This window comes from Qipengyuania sp. S6317L1 (assembly GCF_023015615.1).
GTDB lineage: Bacteria > Pseudomonadota > Alphaproteobacteria > Sphingomonadales > Sphingomonadaceae > Erythrobacter.
Genome location: NZ_JALKAJ010000005.1, coordinates 188,872 through 211,400, shown reverse-complemented (window position 1 = coordinate 211,400; position 22,529 = coordinate 188,872). Strand labels below are relative to the sequence as shown.

Annotated in this window: 17 protein-coding genes and 1 tRNA gene; 14 read left to right on the top strand and 4 right to left on the bottom strand. The window is 60.1% G+C overall.

The genetic code is table 11. The features are described from left to right. Window position 1: 1 nt before the first annotated feature. On the top strand, window positions 2-1,492 hold the full coding sequence (locus tag MWU38_RS12615) for a carotenoid oxygenase family protein (RefSeq protein WP_247272164.1): 1,491 nt from the start codon (window positions 2-4) through the stop codon (window positions 1,490-1,492). 36 nt (window positions 1,493-1,528) lie between these two features. On the opposite strand, the gene MWU38_RS12610 is transcribed toward MWU38_RS12615, so the two are convergent. Continuing rightward, window positions 1,529-1,810 (bottom strand): S24/S26 family peptidase, encoded by a 282-nt coding sequence (locus MWU38_RS12610; RefSeq protein WP_247272163.1) that lies wholly within the window; start codon window positions 1,808-1,810, stop codon window positions 1,529-1,531. A 174-nt stretch (window positions 1,811-1,984) separates the two neighbouring features. Here MWU38_RS12610 and MWU38_RS12605 point away from each other — a divergent pair, with 174 nt between their 5' ends. Then, on the top strand, window positions 1,985-2,602 hold the full coding sequence (locus tag MWU38_RS12605) for a superoxide dismutase (protein ID WP_247272162.1): 618 nt from the start codon (window positions 1,985-1,987) through the stop codon (window positions 2,600-2,602). 181 nt (window positions 2,603-2,783) lie between these two features. Then, window positions 2,784-4,325 carry an MFS transporter gene (locus MWU38_RS12600; protein ID WP_247272161.1) on the top strand — a complete coding sequence of 514 codons (1,542 nt, stop codon included), beginning with the start codon at window positions 2,784-2,786 and terminating at the stop codon, window positions 4,323-4,325. A gap of 71 nt (window positions 4,326-4,396) precedes the next feature. Here MWU38_RS12600 and MWU38_RS12595 read toward each other — a convergent pair whose 3' ends face one another. Both MWU38_RS12595 and uvrC read right to left on the bottom strand, forming a co-directional pair. Next, window positions 4,397-5,446 carry a hypothetical protein gene (locus MWU38_RS12595; RefSeq protein WP_247272160.1) on the bottom strand — a complete coding sequence of 350 codons (1,050 nt, stop codon included), beginning with the start codon at window positions 5,444-5,446 and terminating at the stop codon, window positions 4,397-4,399. A 130-nt stretch (window positions 5,447-5,576) separates the two neighbouring features. Continuing rightward, a complete protein-coding gene (gene uvrC, locus MWU38_RS12590; RefSeq protein ID WP_247272159.1) occupies window positions 5,577-7,520 on the bottom strand; it encodes an excinuclease ABC subunit UvrC in 1,944 nt (647 codons plus the stop codon). A gap of 204 nt (window positions 7,521-7,724) precedes the next feature. On the opposite strand from uvrC, the gene MWU38_RS12585 reads away from it, so the two are divergent. From MWU38_RS12585 to MWU38_RS12570, 4 genes are all read left to right on the top strand, one after another. Beyond that, window positions 7,725-9,200 (top strand): heme peroxidase family protein, encoded by a 1,476-nt coding sequence (locus MWU38_RS12585; RefSeq protein ID WP_247272158.1) that lies wholly within the window; start codon window positions 7,725-7,727, stop codon window positions 9,198-9,200. 138 nt (window positions 9,201-9,338) lie between these two features. Continuing rightward, window positions 9,339-10,541 (top strand): NAD(P)/FAD-dependent oxidoreductase, encoded by a 1,203-nt coding sequence (locus MWU38_RS12580; protein ID WP_247272157.1) that lies wholly within the window; start codon window positions 9,339-9,341, stop codon window positions 10,539-10,541. Window positions 10,542-10,657: 116 nt separating this feature from the next. After that, window positions 10,658-12,322 (top strand): wax ester/triacylglycerol synthase family O-acyltransferase, encoded by a 1,665-nt coding sequence (locus tag MWU38_RS12575; RefSeq protein WP_247272156.1) that lies wholly within the window; start codon window positions 10,658-10,660, stop codon window positions 12,320-12,322. Continuing rightward, window positions 12,322-13,185, top strand: coding sequence for an alpha/beta fold hydrolase (locus tag MWU38_RS12570; RefSeq protein WP_247272155.1), 864 nt, complete (start codon window positions 12,322-12,324; stop codon window positions 13,183-13,185). Before MWU38_RS12575 ends, MWU38_RS12570 begins: the two co-directional genes overlap by 1 nt. Window positions 13,186-13,195: 10 nt before the next feature. On the opposite strand, the gene MWU38_RS12565 is transcribed toward MWU38_RS12570, so the two are convergent. Further along, the gene (locus MWU38_RS12565; protein ID WP_247272154.1) at window positions 13,196-16,024 is read right to left on the bottom strand and encodes a hypothetical protein; all 2,829 of its coding nucleotides are present in this window, start codon (window positions 16,022-16,024) and stop codon (window positions 13,196-13,198) included. 236 nt (window positions 16,025-16,260) lie between these two features. On the opposite strand from MWU38_RS12565, the gene infA reads away from it, so the two are divergent. From infA to MWU38_RS12530, 7 genes are all read left to right on the top strand, one after another. Beyond that, the gene (gene infA / locus MWU38_RS12560; protein WP_007163491.1) at window positions 16,261-16,506 is read left to right on the top strand and encodes a translation initiation factor IF-1; all 246 of its coding nucleotides are present in this window, start codon (window positions 16,261-16,263) and stop codon (window positions 16,504-16,506) included. A 26-nt stretch (window positions 16,507-16,532) separates the two neighbouring features. Further along, window positions 16,533-17,105 (top strand): Maf family nucleotide pyrophosphatase, encoded by a 573-nt coding sequence (locus MWU38_RS12555; protein WP_247272153.1) that lies wholly within the window; start codon window positions 16,533-16,535, stop codon window positions 17,103-17,105. Then, complete coding sequence (locus MWU38_RS12550) at window positions 17,098-18,048, top strand: ribonuclease (protein ID WP_247272152.1); 951 nt, start codon at window positions 17,098-17,100, stop codon at window positions 18,046-18,048. Before MWU38_RS12555 ends, MWU38_RS12550 begins: the two co-directional genes overlap by 8 nt. Further along, window positions 18,045-18,266, top strand: coding sequence for a DNA gyrase inhibitor YacG (gene yacG / locus MWU38_RS12545; protein WP_247272151.1), 222 nt, complete (start codon window positions 18,045-18,047; stop codon window positions 18,264-18,266). The genes MWU38_RS12550 and yacG overlap by 4 nt, the downstream gene beginning before the upstream one ends. A gap of 128 nt (window positions 18,267-18,394) precedes the next feature. After that, window positions 18,395-18,469 (top strand) — tRNA-Phe (locus tag MWU38_RS12540). Window positions 18,470-18,497: 28 nt separating this feature from the next. After that, window positions 18,498-19,301 (top strand): phosphoribosylaminoimidazolesuccinocarboxamide synthase, encoded by an 804-nt coding sequence (gene purC, locus MWU38_RS12535; protein WP_247272150.1) that lies wholly within the window; start codon window positions 18,498-18,500, stop codon window positions 19,299-19,301. 121 nt (window positions 19,302-19,422) lie between these two features. After that, window positions 19,423-22,317: a M16 family metallopeptidase gene (locus tag MWU38_RS12530; protein WP_247272149.1), complete on the top strand. Its 2,895-nt coding sequence runs from the start codon at window positions 19,423-19,425 to the stop codon at window positions 22,315-22,317. Window positions 22,318-22,529 lie beyond the last annotated feature (212 nt).

The window sequence follows — 22,529 nt, the reverse complement described above, 5'->3', positions numbered from 1 at the left end:
TATGCAGATCACACGCCAACCGCCGGTCAAAACCACGCTTCAGCCATCCAACCACCCTTACCTATCGGGCGCATGGACGCCGGTTCATGAAGAGGTGGATGTGGACGAACTCGAAGTGATCGAGGGGGAAATCCCCGCCGATATCGACGGCATTTACCTGCGCAACACCGAAAATCCGGTGCATCAACCGCTTGGCCGCCACCACCCGTTCGACGGCGATGGCATGGTGCACCAGGTCAGCATTTCGGGCGGTAAAGCGAGCTATCGCAACCGTTTCATCCGCACCCATTGCTTCAACGAGGAACAGATTGCGGGCGAGGCCTTGTGGGGCGGCCTGATGGACCCGCACGGCACCTCGAAACGCCCCGGATTTGGCGCGCATGAGGGCCTGAAGGATACAGGTTCGACCGACATTATCGTGCACGCAGGGACCGCGCTCGCCACGCTCTACCAATGCGGGGAAGCGTGGCAGATGGACCCGGTGACGCTGGACAATCTTGGCAAGGCGTCATGGGGTCCGATTGACGGGGTATCGGCCCATCCCAAGGTGGATGAAGAAACCGGCGAGCTGATGTTCTTCAACTACTCGAAGCACGCGCCCTTTATGCATTATGGCGTTGTCGGGCGTTCGGGCCAGCTGGAACATTATGTGCCCATCCCCGTCCCCGGTCCGCGTCTGCCGCATGATATGGCGATCACCAAGAACTGGTCGATCCTCAACGATATGCCGCTGTTCTGGGACGAGAATCTGCTGGAACGAAACATTCACGCAGCGCGCATTCACGACGGCGTGCCGACGCGCTTTGCGCTGATCCCGCGGCGCGGTCAGCCCGAGGATATCCGCTGGTTTGAAGCATCGCCCACCTACGTCCTGCATTGGACCAACGCATATGAGGAAGGCGACGAGGTGATCCTCGAAGGATACTATCAGGACAAGCCCATGCCCGACCCGCTCGAGGAAGCGGGCGAATACAGTCACATGATGGCCTATGTCGATGAACACAGCTTCCAGAGCCGCCTTCATCGCTGGCGTTTCAACCTCAAAACGGGCGAGACAATCGAAGAGAGGCTCGGCGACCGGATCGTTGAATTCGGGATGGTCAATCCGGATTATCTGATGAGAAAAAGCCGATACATCTGGTCCACCACTTCGCGGCCCGGATGGTTCCTTTTCAACGGCTATGTGCGCCACGATACGCAAACAGGCGAGGAAGAGGTCTTCACCCTTCCCGATGGCGTTTATGCCAGCGAAAGCCCGATGGTCCCGCGCAAGGGTGCGGTTTCAGAGGATGACGGCTACCTCGTCACCTTCCTGATCGATGAGAATACCGGCACGTCCGAACTCGCCATCCTCGATGCAAGCGACATTGGCAAAGGCCCGATCTGCCGCGCACGGCTTCCGCACAAGATATCAAGCGGGGTTCACGCCACATGGGTCGAGCACAGCCAGTTGGCCAAGGATGCGCAATGGAAGCAAAGTCAGGCCGCGTGAGCCAATGGCCCCGCGTAAGGTTAGGTTAGTCGCGTTCTAAGCGAGGCGCCGGATCATAACGCCCAGGACAGCTTCAATCGGCACCCGGCCCACAGACTGCGCTTCGTGGCCTTTCGCCTTGTCGACGCTTAAATAAACGCCGCCCTTGCGTCCGACCGCGGTGACTTTCTGGACCACTTTGCCGATTTCGGGGTGCATGGCGAGCACGGTATCGCCGCGCTTTGGCCGTTTTTTGGCGCTGAACAACACCACGCTGCCCTTTGGCAGGCGCGGTTCCATGCTTTTGTCTCTCACCCTGGCGATCTTGTAACCGATCATGAGCAAAGCAATAAGCTAACTTTTAATCGCAAGCCAAGACCGGCTCGTGGATATTTTGCAAAAATATGTCAGAAATGCGCAGACCGTCTTATTTCGAAACATGGATTTGCAACTTTCCCTGCCGCTACGCATTAGATAAAGGAACGCCAATTCCAACGCAGGAGACTTTTCAAGATGGCTTTTAACCTCATCGACCTTCCCTATGCCGACGATGCCCTCGCACCGGCGATCTCGGCAGAGACCATCTCGTATCACTATGGCAAGCACCACCAGGCCTATATCGACAAGACAAACAACGCCGTCGAAGGCACTGCGCATGCCGACGCCGCTCTCGAAGCGGTGATTGCGGATGCGCGCGGTTCGGATCAGGGCCTGTTCAACAACTCTGCCCAAAGCTGGAACCACGGCTTTTACTGGCACTCGCTCGCGCCATCGGAAACCGCACCGTCGGATGACCTTGCCGCGAAAATCGACGAGGCATTCGGTTCGATGGACGAGCTCAAGTCGCAGCTTAAATCACGCGGCGCAGGCCACTTCGCCAGCGGTTGGGTGTGGCTCGCAGAAAAAGACGGCAAGCTTTCGATCGAAGAAACCCACGATGGCGACACGCTCGCCGACAAGGACTTCAACCCGCTGCTGACGATCGACGTGTGGGAGCACGCCTATTACCTCGATCACCAGAACGCGCGTCCGGCCTATCTCGACGCTGTTGTCGATGGTAAACTGAACTTCGCGTTTGCATCGGAAAACCTCGCGCGCGGCACCACCTGGACGTATCCAGCCAACGCCTAACGCGCTGAAATCATGAAAAAGGAGCCCGGCCCGCCTCATCGCGGTGCCGGGCTTTTTCGTTCGTGGATGGCTCCTTCCACATCCCCGCGCTCCATTTTGCTTTACCTCTCCGCCTAATTCGTGAAAAATACGATCAAGAGATGCAGGCGCTTTCCACAAAGCGCCCGTGGGAGAGATAGATTTGACAAAAGCTTCAACGGCAGCAGCCGCAAGCACGGCCGCGCCCGCAACCCCGGCAGGTGCCATCAACACAGGTTTTGGAACCCCCGGCTACCGCGCCTATGTGCTGGCTGCGTTGCTGACGGTTTACGTCTTCAATTTCATCGACCGCACCATCGTCAACATCCTGACCGAACCGATCAAACTCTCGTTCGGGCTTGAAGATTGGCAAATGGGTCTGCTTGGCGGGCCGGCCTTTGCGGTGCTCTACACCTTCCTTGGCATTCCCATTGCCCGCGCCGCAGAGCGATACAACCGTGTCCTCATTATCGCAGGCGCGGTCGTCATCTGGAGCCTATTCACCGCGCTTTGCGGATTTGCCGCCAGCTTCCTGATGTTGTTCCTGTTCCGCGTCGGGGTCAGCATCGGCGAGGCAGGCTGCACCCCGCCTGCACAATCGCTGATCGCGGACTATTACCAACCGTCCAAGCGCGCGACGGCAGTGTCGATCTATGCTCTTGGTGTGCCGCTTGGCGGTATGTTCGCCTCGATCTTCGGCGGTCAGCTTGCCGGGATCGACAGCGTCGCCTTTGGCGCATGGGTGAGCAGCATCGGCCTTGGCGGGTTGTTCGGCGGTCTTGACTGGTCACAGGTCGAAGGCTGGCGCATCGCCTTTGTCGTTGTGGGTGTGCCGGGCCTTATTCTGGGCTTTCTCGTATGGCGCACCATCACAGAGCCGCCGCGCGGCTACACCGATCCCGCTGCGCTCCAGAACCTTGAGCGGGCAAGCTTTGGCGAGGCCTTGCGTGTGCTGATGAAAAAGCCAGCCTATCGCCACGTGGTCTTTGGCGCGATGCTCGCCTCTTTCGTCGGCTACGGGGTGAGCCAGTTCACCACGAGCTTCCTCATCCGCACCCACGGCCTCACCATTCAGGAGGCCTCGCTCCTCTTCGGGATAATCCTTGGCGTGATGGCAGCGATTGGCGTGTTCTCGTCCGGCTGGTTGTCCGACCGCCTGTCGAAACGCTATCCCAACGCGCTTTCATGGCTGCCCGCGATTGGCATGGGCGCATCGGTCCCGCTTTATGCTTTCGGCTATATCGCTGACAATCTGTGGCTCGCGATGCCCGCGCTGATGATCGCGGCGATGATCCACTATTTCTATCTCGGGCCAATGTATGCGGTGTCCGGCGGCGTCGTGGACAGCCGGATGCGCGCAACATCGGTTGCGATCACATTGTTCGTCGTGAACCTGCTCGGCTATGGCCTCGGACCGCTCTTGATCGGCGTGTTGTCGACCTATCTCAAGTCGGTGTTTCTCAGCGGCGCTGACCTTGGCCTGACGATTGAGGCGTGCAAGCCGCTGATCGCGCTCAGCGCCGAGGCAAGGGCCGGACTGACCGGCGTGGAGGCGACCAATCTGGCGGCCTGTGCGGATGCCGATGCCAAGGGCCTGCAATGGTCGATTGTCATCTTCTGCTGCGGCTATGGCTGGGCGGCACTCCACTACCTTCTCGCAGGGCGCACCCTGCAAGAGGACATGGTGGCCTACAAGGAAGGCTAACCCTTTCGTAAAAGAGGCAATGAGCGCCGGCGACATGAACCATCCGGTCGCCGGCGATCAAATGGACAATCCTATCGCGCCGGCTGGCACGGATTGATCAGCTGGATTTCGCCGCGCTCTTCCATGCACGCTGCATACTGTGCATCGTCTTCCATCCATTGCTCAATCTCGGTCGCGCTTGCCGAATAGGCGGACGTGAACTCCCCCCGTTTGGCGGCAGGAGGAAGCGCCGCTTCCAGTGCGTCGATCGCCGCCTTTGATTGCGCCACGATCACGCGGGTTTCTTCAAGCAGCGGTGTCCAGTAGCTGCGCGATTGCTGGGGCGTTGCGATGTGTTTGAAAAAGCGAATGCGTTTGACCGCGTGCGTTGCATGAAGGCGCGCCTCCTGCTGGGCAAGCGCAAAGGATTGCTCTGCACACGCCTCCTTCAACGCCGTGATGCGCGCCAAGGGCCGGCCTATGTTGGCTGAATAGCTGTCTGCATCGCCGGGGTCGCTCATCACGCCCTGAAAACCGAGTTTGGAAAGCTCGCGCACCGCCTTCACGATTGCTTCGGCCTCTTCGGCTGCGCGTTGCTGGTCGGATTGCTTGTAGGGGCAAGAGGCAAGGCTTGCGCCTGCCTTCGTCCACTCCATATCCACACCTTCCAGCGACAGCTTCGCCAATTGCGGCGCAAAAACCTGTGTCAGAGTGCTGGAAGCGGTACCAAAATTCCAGATGCGCTTCGGCTCTTCCTGCCCCGGCATTTGCACCTCCACCCCTTCGGATGTGTAAGCGAGGTCATTCTGCGAGACCGCTTTCAAACCATATCCGATAATCATGACCTGATCGGCCTGATCGGTCGCAGCGCCAAAAAGCATTGCGAAAAGTTCGGCGGCCAGTGCCTGCACCACGGGGCGATCAGGGCAATTGACGAGCCCAGACACCGCCAGCCCGGCGGCCTGTTGCCCGTCCATTTTCCCCGCACGGCCCAAAAACGTCGCGTTCAACAGAACCTGCTCGGCGGTGGCGGGACACTTTTCCGCCTCGGCATTGGCCGGGGTTTGTGCATGGGCAGGCGCCTGCGCCATCGCAGCTGCGAGTGCCAAAAGCGGCGCGAGCGAGAATATGCGTGATTTCATTGCTTCGGACCCTTCCCTCAAGAGGGCCAAGACCTACGGCCACGCACGAATTCTGACAAGCGACACCCCTTGTCATAAAAATGACATTGCCTGTTATCTGCGCCTGTTATCTGCCGGATATCGGCGGGCGTTATCCGCCTGCGTGATAGAAATCGTAGACCGTTCGCGCGACCGCATCGCTGACGCCGGGGGCACGGCGCAGGTCTTCCAATGCGGCGGCGCGCACCTTGGACGCGGTGCCAAAATGGAGAAGCAGCGCGCGTTTTCTCGTCGGGCCAATGCCGGGAATTTCGTCCAATGGCGATGCCGTGATCGCTTTGGACCGCTTGGCGCGGTGTGCGCCAATGACAAAGCGGTGGACTTCATCGCGAAGGTTCTGCGCATAGAACAGCACCGGCGAATTGGTCGGCAGCGTCTTTTCCCGCCCGTCGGGGAAGTGGAACACCTCGCGCCCTTCGCGCCCGTGGTGCGGGCCCTTGGCGATACCGATAACGGGCAGGTCTTCAATGCCCAGTTCGCCAAGCACCTCCATCACGCTGGAAAGCTGCCCCTTGCCCCCGTCGACCAGCACAAGATCGGGCCACACGCCTTCACGCTCGCGGTCGGGGTCGTCCTTCATCGCGCGGGTAAAGCGCCGCTCCATCACCTCGCGCATCATTGCAAAGTCATCATTGGTCTGCGCGGATTTGATATTGAATTTGCGATATTGCGACTTCTCAAAACCTTCGGGCGACGCGACCACCATCGCGCCCACGGCCTTCGCGCCCTGGATATGGCTGTTGTCGTAAACCTCGATGCGTTTTGCCGGTTCATCAAGCTCCAGAAATTCGGCCAGCTCGCGGTGAACCTTGGCCTTGGTCCCGCTTTCGGCCAGCCGCCGGTCAAGCGCCTCGACCGCATTGCGCTGTGCCTGCGCCATAAGCTTGCGGCGGTCCCCGCGCTGGGGGATGGATATGGCGACTTTTCTATCGGCAAGCTCGCCCAGCGCCGTTTCCATCAATTCACTCTCGGGAAGGTCGCGGTCGACCAGAACGGTGGGCGGCGGCGGCACTTCCTCGTAGAATTGCAGCATCACATCGGCGAGAACCTGTGCCTCTTCGACATCCTTGATGTGGGACGGGAAAAAGGCGCGATGGCCCCAGTTTTGCCCGCCCCTGATGAAGAAGGCCTGCACGCACATCTGCCCGCCCTTGGCGGCTATCGCGAAGACATCGGCATCGCCCACATTCTTTGCATTGATCGCCTGCGACCCTTGGATGAAGGTTGCCGCCCGCAAACGGTCGCGCAGGATGGCGGCGGTTTCAAAATCCAGATCTTCGGCGGCCTTCGCCATCTGCCGCTCAAGATCGGCCTGAACCTTGGAGGATTTGCCCGCGAGGAAATCCTTGGCCTGAGCGACTAACGCTGCATAATCCTCTTCGCTGATCCGGCCAACGCACGGCGCCGAGCACCGCTTGATCTGATAAAGCAGGCATGGCCGGTCGCGATTGTTGAAAAAGCTATCGGTACAAGACCTTAGAAGAAAGAGTTTCTCCAGCGCATTAAGCGTCGTGTTGACGCTGCCCGCGCTGGCGAAGGGGCCGTAATAATTACCCTTTGCCCGCCGCGCGCCGCGATGTTTGTGGATGCGCGGAAATGCGTGATCGGCGCGCAGAAGGATGAAAGGAAAACTCTTATCATCGCGCAGCAAGACATTGAAAGGCGGGCGATATCTCTTGATTAGCTGCGCTTCGAGAAGCAGCGCCTCGGCCTCGGAATTGGTGGTCACGATCTCCATCGAACGGCATTGCGACACCATGCGTTGCAGCCGGTTGGTCAGCTGGTTGACCTGGGTGTAATTGGCCACCCGCGCCTTCAGGCTGCGCGCCTTGCCGACATAAAGGACATCGCCGCGCGCATCGAGCATCCGGTAAACGCCGGGAACGGGTCTGAGCGTCTTCACCACCTCGCGAATGGCGGTGACACCGGCTTCCAGATTGGGCTGCGCGCGCGCGACCGTCGTGGCCGCCTGCGCCTCGTTGAAGCGCGCGGGGCCATCGGGATTGTGGGGTCGGCCAGAAGGAGATTGAGCCATTGGTCACCAATAGACCATCAATTCACCGCGAAAACCCCCTGATGGGCCAAGTCCTGTGAAATACTGCACAGCCCGTCACAAAGGCCCGCCATACCCACATGACCGCATAAAAAAAACGCTGCCCGATTCTTTCAAATTATCATTGGGGGGTAAGCATAGTTCGAGCGGGTCGCCCGGATTTTTCCAATTCAGGGAGACGAAGAGATGAGCAGCCACGAACACCACGGGATGAAGCCTTTAGATGGTCTTGCCCCTTATTGCAGCAGAAGCAATTATTCCGAACATCAGCGCGAAGATCGCTTTGGCCGTATGTTTGGCGACTTACCGCCAGCTTACACGCGTCCCGATATCCTTCAGGAAATCGGCCGGGACAATGGCCCGATGGATGGCGGCAACAAGAACTCGCCTACCAAGACGGTGCCGGTCGGCATGGTCTTTTTCGGCCAGTTTATCGACCACGACATCACGCTTGATGCCTCCACCTCTTTTTCATCGGTCATCAGCGATGCGGGCGAGGTCTCAAACGTGCGCACTCCGACGCTCGATCTGGATTGCATCTATGGCCTCGGGCCAGAGGCTCAGCCCTATCTGTTCTCTCAGGAGGCGCCCTTTAACGGGGTGAAGCTTTTGACCGGCGATGACAACCGGCTGGACAATGGCGATCTGGTGCAAGGGAAATACGCCGATCACGATCTGCTGCGCTCGCCCAACATGCGCGCGGTTATCGGTGATCCGCGCAATGATGAAAACCGCATCCTGAGCCAGATGCAGCTGGCCATCATCCGCTTCCACAACCACGTGGCGGATACGCTGTATCACGATAGCAAGAACAACCCCGATGAAGAGACATTGGAGGGCCACGACCTTTACGAAGAGGCGCGCAAGCAAACCACGTGGCACTATCAATGGGCGGTTGTGAATGACTTCCTGACCGCGATGTGCGGCACTCCGGTGGTGGAGCGCATCCTTGGTTGTGGACGCCAGTTCTACTGCGCGAGCACGCCGTTTATTCCGGTCGAGTTCTCGGTCGCCGCATACCGCTTTGGCCACTCGATGATCCCCATGTCGCTGCAAACCCGCAAGGGAACGGGCAAGCTTGAGCTTTTCGGCGAATTCCTTGGCCGCGGCTTTGACCGGGTCAGCCACGCGCGCGCGGTGGTGGATTGGCACGAATTGTTCGAAACGAGCGAAGGGCGCACCGTCGAGAAAACACAGACGCTCGATACGAAACTTGCTGGCGACTTGCTGAAACTGCCTTTCGTCGAGGCCGGCGGTGAAGCATCGCTTGCAACGCGCAACCTGCTGCGTGGCAATGCCTTCCTGCTGCCCGGCGGTGAAAAGGTCGCCAAGGCCATCGGTGTCGATCAATCGGATATCGACACAGTGATCGGCAAGGTCGCAGAGATCCATCCGGGCCTTGGCAGCGACGGTATCCCCTTGTGGCTTTACCTGCTTGCCGAAGCCGAAGTGATTGGCCGCGCCGAAAGCAATGGCACTTTCACCAAGGGCGAGGCGCTCGGGCCAGTGGGTGCGACAATCGTGGCCGAGGTCATGATCGGTATTCTGGAGCTCGATGACCGCTCTTTCCTTGGCGCAAACCGCAATTGGGCCCCGCGCGAGGAATGGGACGATATCGGCAAGATCATGACCATCACCAATCCGACCCTGCCTGCCGTTTAAGGGTCAGATTTCACTACCTATTGTGCGCCCGCGTTCGGAACTGCCCGAGCGCGGGCGCACTGTATTTGGTCGACCATGCACCAAAGCCCGTGGCCACAGCGCTTTTCATTCCGGTGGCCACCCTCTATCGGCCACACGATGAAGCATTATGACGCGATAATCCTTGGTGGCGGCGCGGCTGGCCTGATGTGTGCCGCCCAAGCGGGCAAGCGCGGCCTTCGTGTCGTTGTGCTGGAAAAGGCTGAAAGGCCGGGGAAGAAGATCCTGATCTCCGGCGGTGGGCGCTGCAATTTCACCAATGTGGATGCAGGCCCTGCCAATTACCTTTCCGACAACCCGCACTTCGCGAAATCCGCCCTTGCCCGTTACACGCCAAAGGATTTTATCGAGCTGGTCGATAAACACGGCATCGCGTGGCACGAAAAGACGCTGGGACAGCTGTTTTGCGACGGATCGGCGAGCCAGATTGTGCAGATGCTGCTCGATGAATGCGGGAACACGGTGGATGTGCTGTGCGATGCCTTTGTCAGCGCAGTCGTCAAAGACGGCGATATGTTCGCCGTATCTGCCAGCGGTCAGAATTTCGCCGCCCCCAACCTTGTAATCGCCACCGGCGGCCCGTCGATCCCCAAGATGGGCGCAACCGGCTTTGCCTATGATCTCGCGCGCCAGTTTGGCCTTAAAGTGGTCGAACCGCGCCCTGCACTCGTGCCGTTGACGCTGGGCGGAGATGATGTGTTGTTCCGCGAGCTTTCGGGCGTTTCCGCGCCCGTGCGCGCCCATGCCGGATCAAAAAAACGCAAGGCCAGCTTCGATGAGGCCGCGCTTTTCACGCACAAGGGGCTTTCCGGTCCTGCGATCCTGCAAATCTCCTCCTATTGGCGCCCCGGTGAGGAGGTGGGCATCACCTTCCTCCCCCAAGCCGAGGGTGATTGGCTGCTCGACATGAAGCGCGACCGTCCGCGCGCCCACATCAAATCGGCGCTGCGAGAGCAATTGCCAGACCGCCTTGCCGATGCGCTTGCGGAGAAACTGGGGATCGACACAGAGCTCGGCAATGTCTCGGACAAGGCTCTGAAAGCGGCGGCCGAGCAATTGGCCAACTGGCGCTTTACCCCCAGCGGCTCCGAAGGTTTTGCCAAGGCCGAGGTTACCATCGGCGGCATTTCGACTAGCGAACTTTCCAGTAAGTCCATGGAAGCAAAGCGCGTGCCGGGCCTTTATGCCATTGGCGAAGCGGTCGATGTGACCGGCTGGCTTGGCGGATACAATTTCCAATGGGCCTGGGCCAGCGGGGTCGCCTGCGGTGATGCGCTCGAACGTTCGGGCGCTGACACCTGACGCGCACGTTAGCTTGCCACCTGAACCAATGCGCCCTAGCCTCATCCCATGAAGGCCGGAAAAAACACGGCCTCGCAATGGGATTGAGGGGACACGAATTGCAACAATTGCAGGGTATGGATTCGTCATTTGTGGCGCTGGAATCGCCCAATTCGCCCATGCACATCGGCAATCTGCTGATTTACAATCCTGCCACTGCCCCGGGCGGCTTTGTCCGGTTCAAGGACATCCTCGACTTCTTCCGCAGCCGGCTGCAACTGTCCAAGACGATGCGCCAGCGCCTCGTGCGCGTGCCGTTCGACCTCGACTATCCCTACTGGATCGAAGACCCGGATTTCGACCTCGAATATCACTTGCGCCATGTCGCCCTCCCAAAGCCGGGTGATTGGCGGCAATTGTGCATCCAGACCGCGCGCATCCACGCACGGCCCCTCGACCTCAATCGCCCGCCATGGGAATTCACCGTGGTCGAAGGGCTCGACAATGTGCCGGGCTATCCGCCCGGGTGCTTTGCCTTCGTGACCAAGGTGCACCACGCCGCGATTGACGGGATGAGCGGGATTGATCTGATGGAGGCGATCCACACGCTCGCCCCCCATGCGCCGCCCCCCAACAAGCCCGATGAGTGGAAGCCGGAGAAGGTGCCGGGCCCGGTTGAACTTCTGGGCAAATCCTACCTCAATGCGCTCATCAACCCCTTGAAACAGGCGCGGGTGGCCGCCCAGACCGTTCCCGGCGTTGCCAATGCGATCAAGGGCCTGATCGCACGCGATTTCAAACTGACGAGCGACTATGTCCCGCCGCGCACGCGTTTTAACAAGTCGATCTCGCCCCACCGCGTCGTCGAAGGGCAGCGGTTCCCGCTTGAAGACATAAAGGCGATCCGCGCGCTTACTCCCGATCTTAAACCCAAGGTCAACGACGTCGCGCTCGCCATTATCGGGGGTGCGCTGCACAAATATCTGAGCGCGAAAGACGACCTGCCAAAAGCGAGCATGACCGCCATGGCGCCGATTTCCGTGCGTTCTGCCGATGAAAAAAGCGATATGGGCAATCAGGTCGCTGCCATGATCGCGCCGCTGGGCACGCATATTGCGGACCCTGCCGAACGGCTCAAATTCGTCTTTGGCCGCACCAGCAATTCCAAGGCAATGACAAACGCCATCGGTGCGCGGACCATGACCGAAGTGTCCAAGGTCAACCCGCTTCTTTACATGGCTTTGGGCGCGCAGCTGTTCAACAGGGTCAGCATCGCACACAGCGTTGCAATGCCGTTCAATACCGTGGTGACCAATGTGCCCGGCCCGCCCATTCCGATCTATTCGGCAGGGGCAAAGCTTGAGAGCATGGCCTTGTCGCTGATCTGCCTGACAGACGGGCTGGGCCTTGCGCACGTGGTTCAATCCTATTGCGATGAAGCCTACATCAGCGTCACCGCGTGCCGGGACATCATGCCCGATCCGGAATTCTATTCGCAATGCCTCAAGGACAGTTTCGAGGAAATGCTGGCAGCGGCAAAAGCGCTTGATACGGCGCCCGCAAAGAAGCCAGCCACCAAGCCAGCGGCAAAGAAATCGGGAACGGCAAGCCCCGTGACCCGTAAACCAACGAAGGCCGGGCAAACAGCCAGGAAACCTGCTGCCAGTAAGGCATCAACCGGCAAGCCGGCAGCAAAGACAACCAGCACTGCGGCGCGCAAAAGTTCTGCGAACGCAAAGAAAACAGCCAAGCGCAAACCGGCCAAAGCATCGGCAGCGCGCATCGCTGAGGAGAGCAAGTAATGGCCACCCTTCCCACCTATCGCGAATTTCCGCCGATGCCCGGCAGCATCGTGGTCAACGATGAGAAATCGCGCCGCGAGGTCCCTGTCGAACCGCGCGCGCCGCACCCGCTTCTGGCGCTTTCCGAAGGCCGGGCGGTGTTCGAATTCGGCGCGTTTTTCGCATCGCGCGCTTATCTTTCCACCCTTCCCAAAGGCGACGGGCACAGCGTTATGACGCTGCCCGGTTTCATGGCCACCAACAGTTCGACGGGCCCCATGCGGCGCCTTCTCAAAAGCCTTGGCTATGACGCGCATGGCTGGGATTCGGGACGAAATATCCGGGTGAATGAAGAGCTTGTCACCAAGCTTGAAGACCAGATTGATCGCCTGTTCGAGACAAGCGGGCGCAAGATTTCGCTCGTCGGGTGGAGCCTTGGCGGGGTGCTGGCGCGTGAGCTTGCCAAGCTTCGCCCTGAGAAGGTGCGCCTGGTAATCAGCCTTGGCAGTCCGATCACCGATGACCGCGCGCACACCAACGCCTCGCGATTGTTCGAATTTTTCAACGGCAGCGAACCTGAAGAAATCCGCGATGGTCAGTTCAGCGGGCTCGATCATGCGCCGCCTGTCCCGACGACCTCGATCCTGACCAAGACAGACGGCGTGGTTCACTGGCGCGGCAGCGTGCAGGACCCGGCGAAAGCAAGCGGCGCACCGACAGAAAACATTCGCGTCTTCGCCAGCCATCTTGGCCTTGGTGTCAACCCGAGCGTGATGATCGCCATGGCCGACCGTCTCGCTCAGCCAGAGGGCGAATGGGCTCCGTTCAAAGCCAATCCGTTCCAGAGCTGGATGTTCCCCAAGCTTGCAACAGCCTGGGGATAATCCGGTTCAATTAGAACAGCTTGCGAATATCAATCCCGACATAGCGGCCCACCGGATCAATCAGGAACGGCTGATAGGTGAGCGGCGTTGCGCCCGTTTCATCGACCACGTTTTGTTGAGCGTCGAAGATATTGTCGGCGCGCAAGGAGACGCGCACGCTCTTGAGAAGCGGGCTGCTGCTGCCGGACAGTTGGTCGATATTGGCAAACACCCGCAGATCGAAGGTCAGCAGATCGTCGATGAAGATGGTGTTTGCTGCCGTCGCAGCCGACCCGTCGAGCCGCGCCTTGCCGGTGTAGCGGCCAGACAGGCGCGTTCCGATGCCATTGCCGAAAACCCCCGCTTCAAGCCGCGATGTGTGGCGCGGAAGGCCGAGGAAATTGGTCGATTGCCCGTCAAGCTGGTCGAGCGGGGCAAGGCCGGGTGCAATCACGATCTCATTGGCAAGCTCGATCGTGTGATTGAGCGAGACGAAATAGCGGAAGCCCGATCGTTGGCGCGAAAGCGGGTTGAAACCGCCTGACGAGCCGCCGGAGCGTGCACTGCCTCCCGAGCCTTGCCCATTTTGTGCTGCTGCGATCCGCTCACCAGCTTCAGCCGAGCACATACGCTCGCGAACTGTGGCCAGCCGCTCATCGGATATCTCGCCATTTTCGCCGCGAAGGCGCGAGAGCATCATTTCTGCCATGGCCGGGTCGAAACCGGGGATCGTGTCAGAGACATCCTCGCCCGCCTCGATCCGCGCGATCAGCGCCCTGATGCGAGCATCGCCATCATCGGCGCAGATGATACCGCGCATGGCGGCAAAGCCTTCGCGCATGGGTCCAGCCGGGGGGCCGCCAGCCGGGGCACCCGCACGCGTTGCATTGGCAGGGCGAGCGGTGTTCTGAGGGGCGCCACCCCGATCTTCGCCGCGCCCGCTTGATCCACCAAACGAACCGCGCAGATTGAGCGAGAAATTAAGCCTGTCCGCCTTTGTTTCGGCGAATGTCACCTGCCTCCTGTCGAGGGCAATCAATGTGCCGTTTGCATCGCGCGTGATGCGGTCCGCGAAAGCCGCTTCGATCTCGGGGGTGATTTGCGGGAAAGAGCTAACCACATCATCGGAGCGATTGCGGATATATTCGACCTGGAACCGCGCGCCGTCCCAGAATGGCAGTTCCCAGTTGGCCGCGAATTTCCAGTCGCGCTGCGTCTCTGCCACAAGGTCGGGATTGCCGCCCGTGGTCACATCGGCCAGCACCGTTTCGCCATTGACGAAATCGAACACCGGCAGGTTGAAATTGACGACTTGCGGATCGCCAAGCGCGCTCAGAGACGGGGCAACTTCGCGGAAAATATAGGTCGCGGTCAGGTCGAGATTATCGAACGGCGCCCAGGTAAGCCCGGCGGTGTAATCACCCAGAAGACCAAAGTCGGAGAGGTCCTCGAACCCTGCTTGCAGGTTCAGCGTGAAGCTGCCCAAAGCGTCGGCGAACCCTTCGCGCCTGCTGGTGATCGGAATGTTCAAGTTCGCGCCCGTTGAAAGACGCCTGCGCGTCAATTCCGATGGCACATTGGTGCGCGTGTCATCGCTTTCGATCCGGTCCCAATCAAGGCCCAGATCGAAGGTCGCGATCAATTCACCTCCGGGAAGATAGGCAAGCGGCCCGCGCAAGGTTGCAAGGCTTTCAGCGGTGATCGCGCGACTCGAGGCGACGTCGAACCCTGTATCGAGCTGCGATGGCAGCGGTGCATCAAGCGCAAGCTCCCCTGCCCTTGCCGCATCGACAAAACCGCTCGTGTCGAATTGCCGGTCGAACTGCGTCTCGCGCTCGCTCAAACTGCCGTCGAATGTCGTGGTGAGGCGGAACGAATTGATCGGCGTGTTGACCGAACCCGACACGGAAAATGTGTCGGCGGAAACCACCTGCTCAATCGGGCTGTCTGCGCCAAAGGTCCTAAGCACGCTGTTTGTCGCAGGATCCCCTTCCGGCCCGTCCGACAACAGCACCGTGTTCAGCCCCTGCAGGCTGCGCGCGTCGCTGCGTTGGTAATTGGCGTTGGCTGTCACCGCCGTTCCGCTGTCCTGGAACGCCTTGGCCCAGCTGATATTGGCCTCAAGGCTGCGACTGTCGGACACGAGCGAGCGGAACGGGGCCTGATCGGGATCGCCTGCGATATCGCTGGTCGAACTGTCCGTCTGGATGATATCGCGCTCATCCTCGGTCAGGAGCGAGCTGTCACTGGCCTCCAGATTGATATTGATCCGCGCGCCGTCCTTGATTTGCAGGAAGCCAAGCTCCTGCTCGCGGGTGTAATTGCCACCGCGCGAGGGGCCCTCGAACTCAAATTCAACCTCTGCGTTGCGGTAATTGTCCTTGAGGATCAGGTTGATAACCCGGCGGTCGGGCGGAAAGCCGAAACGCTGGGCGACTTCCTCGGGAAACACTTCGGTCCTGGCGAGCGCCTCTGGCGGGTATTGGAACAGCTCGCGAAACGAGCCGGGGCGAATACCGTTCACAAGGATGATCGGCCGCCCGCCGCCGCGCCCGCGCGATGATCCCGTTTGCGCGCTGATCTGCGTCACAAGATCGCCGATGGAGCCAACACCTTCGGCGGCGATGGCTTCCTCGTCAAGTTCGAGAATGGGCGCTTGTCCCACGTTGAGCTGTCCGCGAAGTCGCTGCGCGGATACGATGATGCCACCGGAAAGATCGTCGTCATCTTCCGCAATCACGGGCGGCTCACTTTGCGCCTGGGCGGTTTGGTCTTGCGCTGTAACTGTGCCAGCAGTGGAGAGCGCAAGGGCGGCGGCACCCGTCATCAAAACGGTGCGGGAAAGGGTGGAGAGGTTCATGCGGGCCTTTTGCGTTATTGCGAGCCGTTATTGAAAGCACGCGATTGTATCAATTTGCATCAGCCGTTCGCTTTGTCCGGTTTTCCCGGATCGTGATGTGTTCAAGCTGGTGCGATTTTGCGCGTTTAACGCACGAGGCTTCACTTTTGTTCTCACCATCGCTAAATGGCGCGCTGAAATCGACAAACGGGGGACGACAAACGACGTTCCCGATTGAACAACACAAAAGGACTTACATGGCCAAGGAAGAACTTCTCGAAATGCGCGGGCGCGTCGTCGAGCTGCTGCCCAATGCGATGTTCCGGGTAGAGCTTGAAAACGGCCACGAAGTGCTGGGCCATACGGCTGGCAAGATGCGCAAGAACCGTATCCGCGTGCTCGTGGGTGACGAGGTATTGTGCGAGCTTACGCCGTATGACCTCACCAAAGCGCGCATCACCTATCGCTTTATGCCGGGCCGCGGCGGTCCCGGCCCACAGTAGAGCCCCAAAGGCGGGACACCCGCGTTATGGGCTCTCCCCATCTGACACTGGCATCGGCTTCGCCCCGGCGGCGCGACCTTCTGGCGCGTCTGGGGATGACGCCTGATGCTGTGACGCCTGCTGATATTGACGAAACGCCCCTGAAAGACGAGCGACCGCGCGACTATGCCTTGCGCATGGGCCGCGAGAAGGCTCTTGCAGTTTCAGCCGATGGCTTTGTGCTGGCGGGCGATACGGTCGTGGCCGCTGGCCGCCGGATCTTGCCCAAAACCGAGGAAGAGAGCGAGGCGCGCGACTGCCTCAACCTTCTGTCGGGACGGCGGCACGTGGTTTTGACCAGCGTCGTCTTGCGCGCACCCGATGGGACCCTTCGCGAGCGGATCAATGAAAATGTGGTGCGCTTCAAGAACCTTTCTGCCGAGGAAATAGACGCATACATCGCGTGCGGCGAATGGCGCGGCAAGGCGGGTGGTTATGCGATACAGGGACAGGCCGAGGCGCTGATCCAGTGGATGAAGGGTAGCCATTCAGGCGTAATGGGCCTGCCGCTTTATGAAACGCGCGCGCTGCTAAAAGCGGCGGGGTTTGCAATTGGCTGAGTGGCTTGTCGAAGAGGGGATTGGCGAGACCCGCAGCCTGCTCATCGACGGCGACGAAGTGCTCGCAGCGCGGTTGCAATGGCCGGGCGAACTTGCAGCAGGGACGCTCCACACCGCCCGGCTTACGCACAAGGCCGGCGGCGCAAAACGCGGCACTGTAACGCTCGAAGACGGGCGCGAGGCGTTGGTCGACCACCTACCGCGCGAGGCGACCGAAGGGCTTACCGGTCAGGTGCGCATCACACGGGCCAGCATCGCCGAACGTGGCCGGCTCAAACTGCCGCAAGCACGCTGGACCAGCGGCGAGGCGGACGAGGTCCCCTGTATCAAGGGCACATCCACGCGCCGTTTTGAAACTGGCGCATGGGAAGAGGTCTGGCACGCCGCATCCTCGGGCAGCATCGCGTTTGATGGCGGCGAAATCCTGTGCGCGGTGACACCGGGCATGACGGTGATCGACATTGATGGCACCCTTCCCCCGCGCGACCTTGCGCTTGCGGCGGTTCCGGCCATCGCAAAGGCGCTTCGATGGTTCGACATGGGCGGCAATATCGGTATCGACTTTCCCACATTGGAAGCGAAAGCCGACCGCCGCGCAGTGGATGACGCGCTGGCCAAGGCGCTGGTCGATTGGCCGCATGAGCGAACAGCGATGAACGGCTTTGGCCTTGTGCAGATTGTCGCACGACTGGAAGGCCCATCGCTTCTGCACCGATTCGCGCATCACCGGGTCGCAATGTGCGCGCGATACGCCGTGCGGATGGCAGAGCGCGCCGAGGGGAATGGCCGCTTAGCCCTGCTCACCGTCCACCCTGCGCTCAGGGCGAAGATCAAGCCCGACTGGATCGACCAATTGGCCAGACACACGGGGCGCGAGGTGCGGATAGAGGCCAACCCTGCCCTTGCGCTCGAAGCTCCCCAGGCCCAGATTGTGGCGCAATGACGACATCAACCAAACCCTGCCCGATCTGCAAGAAACCACGCGACCACGCGATCACGCAACAGGGCGATGGCGCAGCTGAAAACCCCTTTGCTCCCTTCTGCTCGCAGCGGTGCAAGGACCGCGATCTGGCGCGGTGGTTTGGCGATGGTTACTCGGTTCCCGGAGAGCCGGTTGACCCTGAACAAATCGCGCACGACCAGTGGGACGTTCAGGACTAGCTCGCAAGAATAATCCACGAATGCGGAATATCGCCCATTTCTCTCTTGCCATTCACGCAAAGCCGCGCCATAGCGCCGCTTCATTTGCTCGCCGGGGCGTTACAAAAGCCCCGCACGACGCAGCGAATGCCCGGGTAGCTCAGGGGTAGAGCAGCGGATTGAAAATCCGCGTGTCGGTGGTTCGATTCCGCCCCCGGGCACCATTCGCTAGAAAAGGGAACTGACCCGCTTATGTCCCGCCGCTCCAAACTCTACGAAGGCAAGGCCAAGATCCTCTATGAGGGTCCTGAACCCGGCACGCTGATCCAGTATTTCAAGGACGATGCGACCGCCTTCAACGCGGAGAAAAAGGGTACGATCAACGGCAAGGGCGTGATCAACAACCGCATCAGCGAACATGTGTTCACGCGGTTGTCGCACATCGGCATTCCCACCCACTTCATCCGTCGCCTCAACATGCGCGAACAGCTTGTCCGGCAGGTTGAAATCGTCCCGATCGAGGTGGTCCTGCGCAACGTTGCAGCCGGTTCGATCTGCAAGCGTCTGGGTCTGGAAGAGGGCGAACCCCTCCCCCACACGCTGATCGAATATTACTACAAGGATGATGCGCTGGGCGATCCGCTGATCGCGGAAGAACACATCGCCTGCTTCAACTGGGCAAGCCAGGAAGAGATGCAGGACATCTCCTCCATGGCGATCCGCATCAACGATTTCCTGTGCGGTATGTTTGCAGCAATCGACATCCGTCTTGTGGACTTCAAGCTTGAGTTTGGCCGCCTGTTCGATGGCGATTACAGCCGCGTGATCCTAGCTGATGAAATCAGCCCGGATGGCTGTCGCCTTTGGGACATGGCGAGCGGGGAAAAGCTCGACAAGGACCGCTTCCGCCGCGACCTTGGCGGTGAGGAAGAGGCGTATCGCGAAGTCGCGCGCCGCCTTGGCCTCCTGCAGAATGAAGATGCAGGGCCGGGCGAGGTCTTCGACCTGTCGAGCCACCGCACGCGCCTTCGCGGAACGCCCCCAACGAAGAAATAGGCGCCGAAAAAATAGGCGCGAAAAAATAGGCGCCCAAAAACAAGCGCCAAAAAATAAGCTGACATACATCCAGGACCGGTTAGTCTTCGTTTCTTGAAAGAGGACGGTGAGGCTTTGGCCCTTGATTAAAACCCGATTACGCGCATTTGCCGCAGGCCTTTTGGTGTTCGCATCCGGCGCACCGCTTTGCGCAGAGACCGGCGAAGCCGTGGCCAAGAGCGCCACACCAACGCCCGAATGGCCGTTTGAAACCAGCGACTTGCCCGTCGATCCGGACTATGTGTTCGGCACGCTTCCCAATGGCATGCGCTATATCCTGCGCGAAAACGCTACGCCCGAGGGCACCGTTCTGGTGCGGATGCGGATTGGCGCCGGCTCGCTCGCCGAACAAGAGCACGAGCGCGGCCTTGCCCACTTCCTTGAACACATGGCCTTCAACGGATCGACCAACATCCCCGAAGGTGAGATGATCCCCCTGCTTGAGCGCGAGGGACTGGCCTTTGGCGCGGACACCAATGCTTCGACCAGCTTCGAGGCGATCACCTATATGCTCGACCTGCCGCGCAATGATAACGACCTCATTGGCACGGCGATGATGCTGATGCGCGAAACCGCAAGCGAGCTGACCATCACTGCGCAAGCGGTGAAGCGCGAACGCGGCGTCATCCTTGCCGAGCGCCGCGACCGGCGCGGCTATGCGCAGCGGGCGCGTGAGGACGGGTTCGAATTTATCGCTCCGGGTGCACGTTACACGCAAAGGCTGCCCATCGGCACAAGGCAGGTGATCGAAAACGCAAGCGCGGCGGATCTTCGCGGGCTTTACGAGCGCACTTACACCCCTTCCAACACGGTCATGGTGATCGTTGGCGACCTGCCCACCGCAACGATGGAAGCGGCAATCGCTGAATATTTCGCCGATTGGAAACCCGCGCCTGCACCCGCCGCCCCCGTGACCGGACCGGTCGATCTTACCCGCAAGGGCGAAACCGATATCTTTATCGACCCCGCGCTGTCAGAGACCGTCACGCTCACCATGCTCGGGCCATATATTGACCGGCCAGACACACGCGCCGCGCGCCGCGAAAGCATCTTGCGCTCGGTCGCTTACCGCATCATCCGCAGGCGTTTGTCCCGCCTTTCCCGCTCCGACAACGCACCGTTCAGAGCAGCGCGCTTCTCCCAAGGCGAGATTTTCGAAGAGGCACGCACCAACACCCTCAGCATCGCCAGCGAGGATGGCAAATGGCGCGGAGGCGTTCTGGCTGCGGTGCAAAGCGTCCATGAGGCGCAAGTCTACGGCTTTACCCGCGCCGAGGTCGATGAACAGCTTGCCACCATCCGCACAGGGTTGGAAAACCGCGTGGCCGGTGCCGGGACAAGGACGAACAGCTATTACGCACAGCGCGCCCTGAATGTCGTGTCGGATGACAACGTGCCGACAACGCCCGCTTTCCAATTGGAATTGTTCGAGGAACTGGCGCCCGGCATTACGCCCGAAACCACGCTCGCCGCGCTTCGTGAAAGGTTGATCGCGTTCGACGAACCGTTGATCCGCTTTCAGGGGCGAAGCGCGCCGGAGGGCGGGAAAGAGGCTTTGCGACAGGCCTTTACCGAGGCGATGGCCCTTCCGATCGAACCGCCGCTGGAGAGCAGCCCGCGAACCTTTGCCTATACCGATTTCGGCACGCCGGGTGAGATTATCAGGGACGCGCGCGATGAACGGCTGGGCTTTCGCACCATCACTTTTGCCAACAATGTGCGCCTGACATTGAAGACGACCGACGTGCGCGAGGATCGCGTCGCCTATCGCCTGCTGCTCGATGGTGGAACCTTGATGAACACGCAGCAGGACCCCTTGCGGGTTTACCTGATGAGCTCGCTTTCCGCAGGCGGTCTGGGCGAACACAGCCGCGATGAATTGCAGACGATCCTTGCCGGGCGAAGCGTCGGGTTCAACGCTTCCAACGCTGCCGACGCTTTCAGCTTTACCGGCTCCACCACGCCGCGCGACCTTGCCTTGCAGATGCAGGTTCTGACCGCGGCAATCACCGATCCGGGCTATCGCAGCGAAGGGCTTGAGCAATTTCGCCGCGGCATCGACAATTTCTTTGCCCGCCTCCGTTCCACACCCCAGCGCGCTTACAGCAATGCAGCAGGCGCGATCCTGTCTGACAATGACCCTCGCTTCAGCTTGGCGCCGAAAGAGGCGTATTTTGCCCTCGATTACGAGGGGCTTGAGGATGCCGTCGAAGACCGGCTGGCATCCGGCGCGATTGAGTTGTCGCTGGTCGGTGACTTTGATGAAGAGGCAGCGATCGAAGCCGTGGCCGCAACGCTTGGCGCCCTGCCCGCGCGCGAGATCGAATTTCGGATGCGCAAAGATGCGCGCAAGCGGCAATTCACCGCCAATCGCACGCTCCACCACCTTACCCATGAAGGCGAGGCCGATCAGGCGCTCGTCCGACTTGTTTGGCCCACCAATGACGACAGCGATTTTGTCGAGGAGATGCAGATGTCGCTTCTGGCGCGGCTGGTGCGCATCGAACTGACCGAACGCCTGCGCGAAGAACTGGGCCAGGCCTATTCGCCCAGCGCCTCAAGCTCGATGAGCCGGATCTACCCCGGCTACGGCACTTTCACCATCACCGCCTCGCTCGATGTTGCCGAAGTCGAAGCAGCGCGCGGCGCGATTGCCGAAATGATTACGGACCTGACCGAAAAACCGATTGATCCCGATCGCATCAAACGCGCACGCCAGCCCCTGCTCGAAGCATACGACAATGCGTTGAAATCGCTTGGCGGGTGGTTGCAACTTGCCGACCGCGCGCAAAGCGAGGAAGCGCGGCTCGAACGATGGTTCAAGGGGCCCGAGACATTGAAAGCGATCACGGCAGACGATTTAGGAAAGGTCGCCCGGACTTATCTAGACCCTGAGAAGGCGGTGGAATTTGTGGTTCTGCCCAAGGGCCACGAAGATGTTGCCGCAAACCGGATTGAACCGTCAGACGGACAGTAAAAAAGGCTGACAGGTCGCCTCCTGCCAGCCTCTCGTAAGGGTTCAATTGAAACCCCTCACTCGGGGATGGCTACTCTTTTCGGGCCATTTTACAAGCCCCGGCAGCCATTCGTGAACAAGCGTATCCCATTGCCACCCTCGCAATCAGGCGGGTGATTGCTGTCGCCTCACCGATTGCGCCGCGCGCCTGAAACGCTATAGGCCTTGGCAAA

Coding starts and splice junctions, on each gene's coding strand:
- MWU38_RS12615 (WP_247272164.1), top strand. CDS start 2: ATGCAGATCACACGCCAACCGCCGGTCAAAACCACGCTTCAGCCATCC.
- MWU38_RS12610 (WP_247272163.1), bottom strand. CDS start 1,810: ATGATCGGTTACAAGATCGCCAGGGTGAGAGACAAAAGCATGGAACCG.
- MWU38_RS12605 (WP_247272162.1), top strand. CDS start 1,985: ATGGCTTTTAACCTCATCGACCTTCCCTATGCCGACGATGCCCTCGCA.
- MWU38_RS12595 (WP_247272160.1), bottom strand. CDS start 5,446: ATGAAATCACGCATATTCTCGCTCGCGCCGCTTTTGGCACTCGCAGCT.
- uvrC (WP_247272159.1), bottom strand. CDS start 7,520: ATGGCTCAATCTCCTTCTGGCCGACCCCACAATCCCGATGGCCCCGCG.
- MWU38_RS12585 (WP_247272158.1), top strand. CDS start 7,725: ATGAGCAGCCACGAACACCACGGGATGAAGCCTTTAGATGGTCTTGCC.
- MWU38_RS12580 (WP_247272157.1), top strand. CDS start 9,339: ATGAAGCATTATGACGCGATAATCCTTGGTGGCGGCGCGGCTGGCCTG.
- MWU38_RS12575 (WP_247272156.1), top strand. CDS start 10,658: ATGGATTCGTCATTTGTGGCGCTGGAATCGCCCAATTCGCCCATGCAC.
- MWU38_RS12570 (WP_247272155.1), top strand. CDS start 12,322: ATGGCCACCCTTCCCACCTATCGCGAATTTCCGCCGATGCCCGGCAGC.
- MWU38_RS12565 (WP_247272154.1), bottom strand. CDS start 16,024: ATGAACCTCTCCACCCTTTCCCGCACCGTTTTGATGACGGGTGCCGCC.
- infA (WP_007163491.1), top strand. CDS start 16,261: ATGGCCAAGGAAGAACTTCTCGAAATGCGCGGGCGCGTCGTCGAGCTG.
- MWU38_RS12555 (WP_247272153.1), top strand. CDS start 16,533: ATGGGCTCTCCCCATCTGACACTGGCATCGGCTTCGCCCCGGCGGCGC.
- yacG (WP_247272151.1), top strand. CDS start 18,045: ATGACGACATCAACCAAACCCTGCCCGATCTGCAAGAAACCACGCGAC.
- purC (WP_247272150.1), top strand. CDS start 18,498: ATGTCCCGCCGCTCCAAACTCTACGAAGGCAAGGCCAAGATCCTCTAT.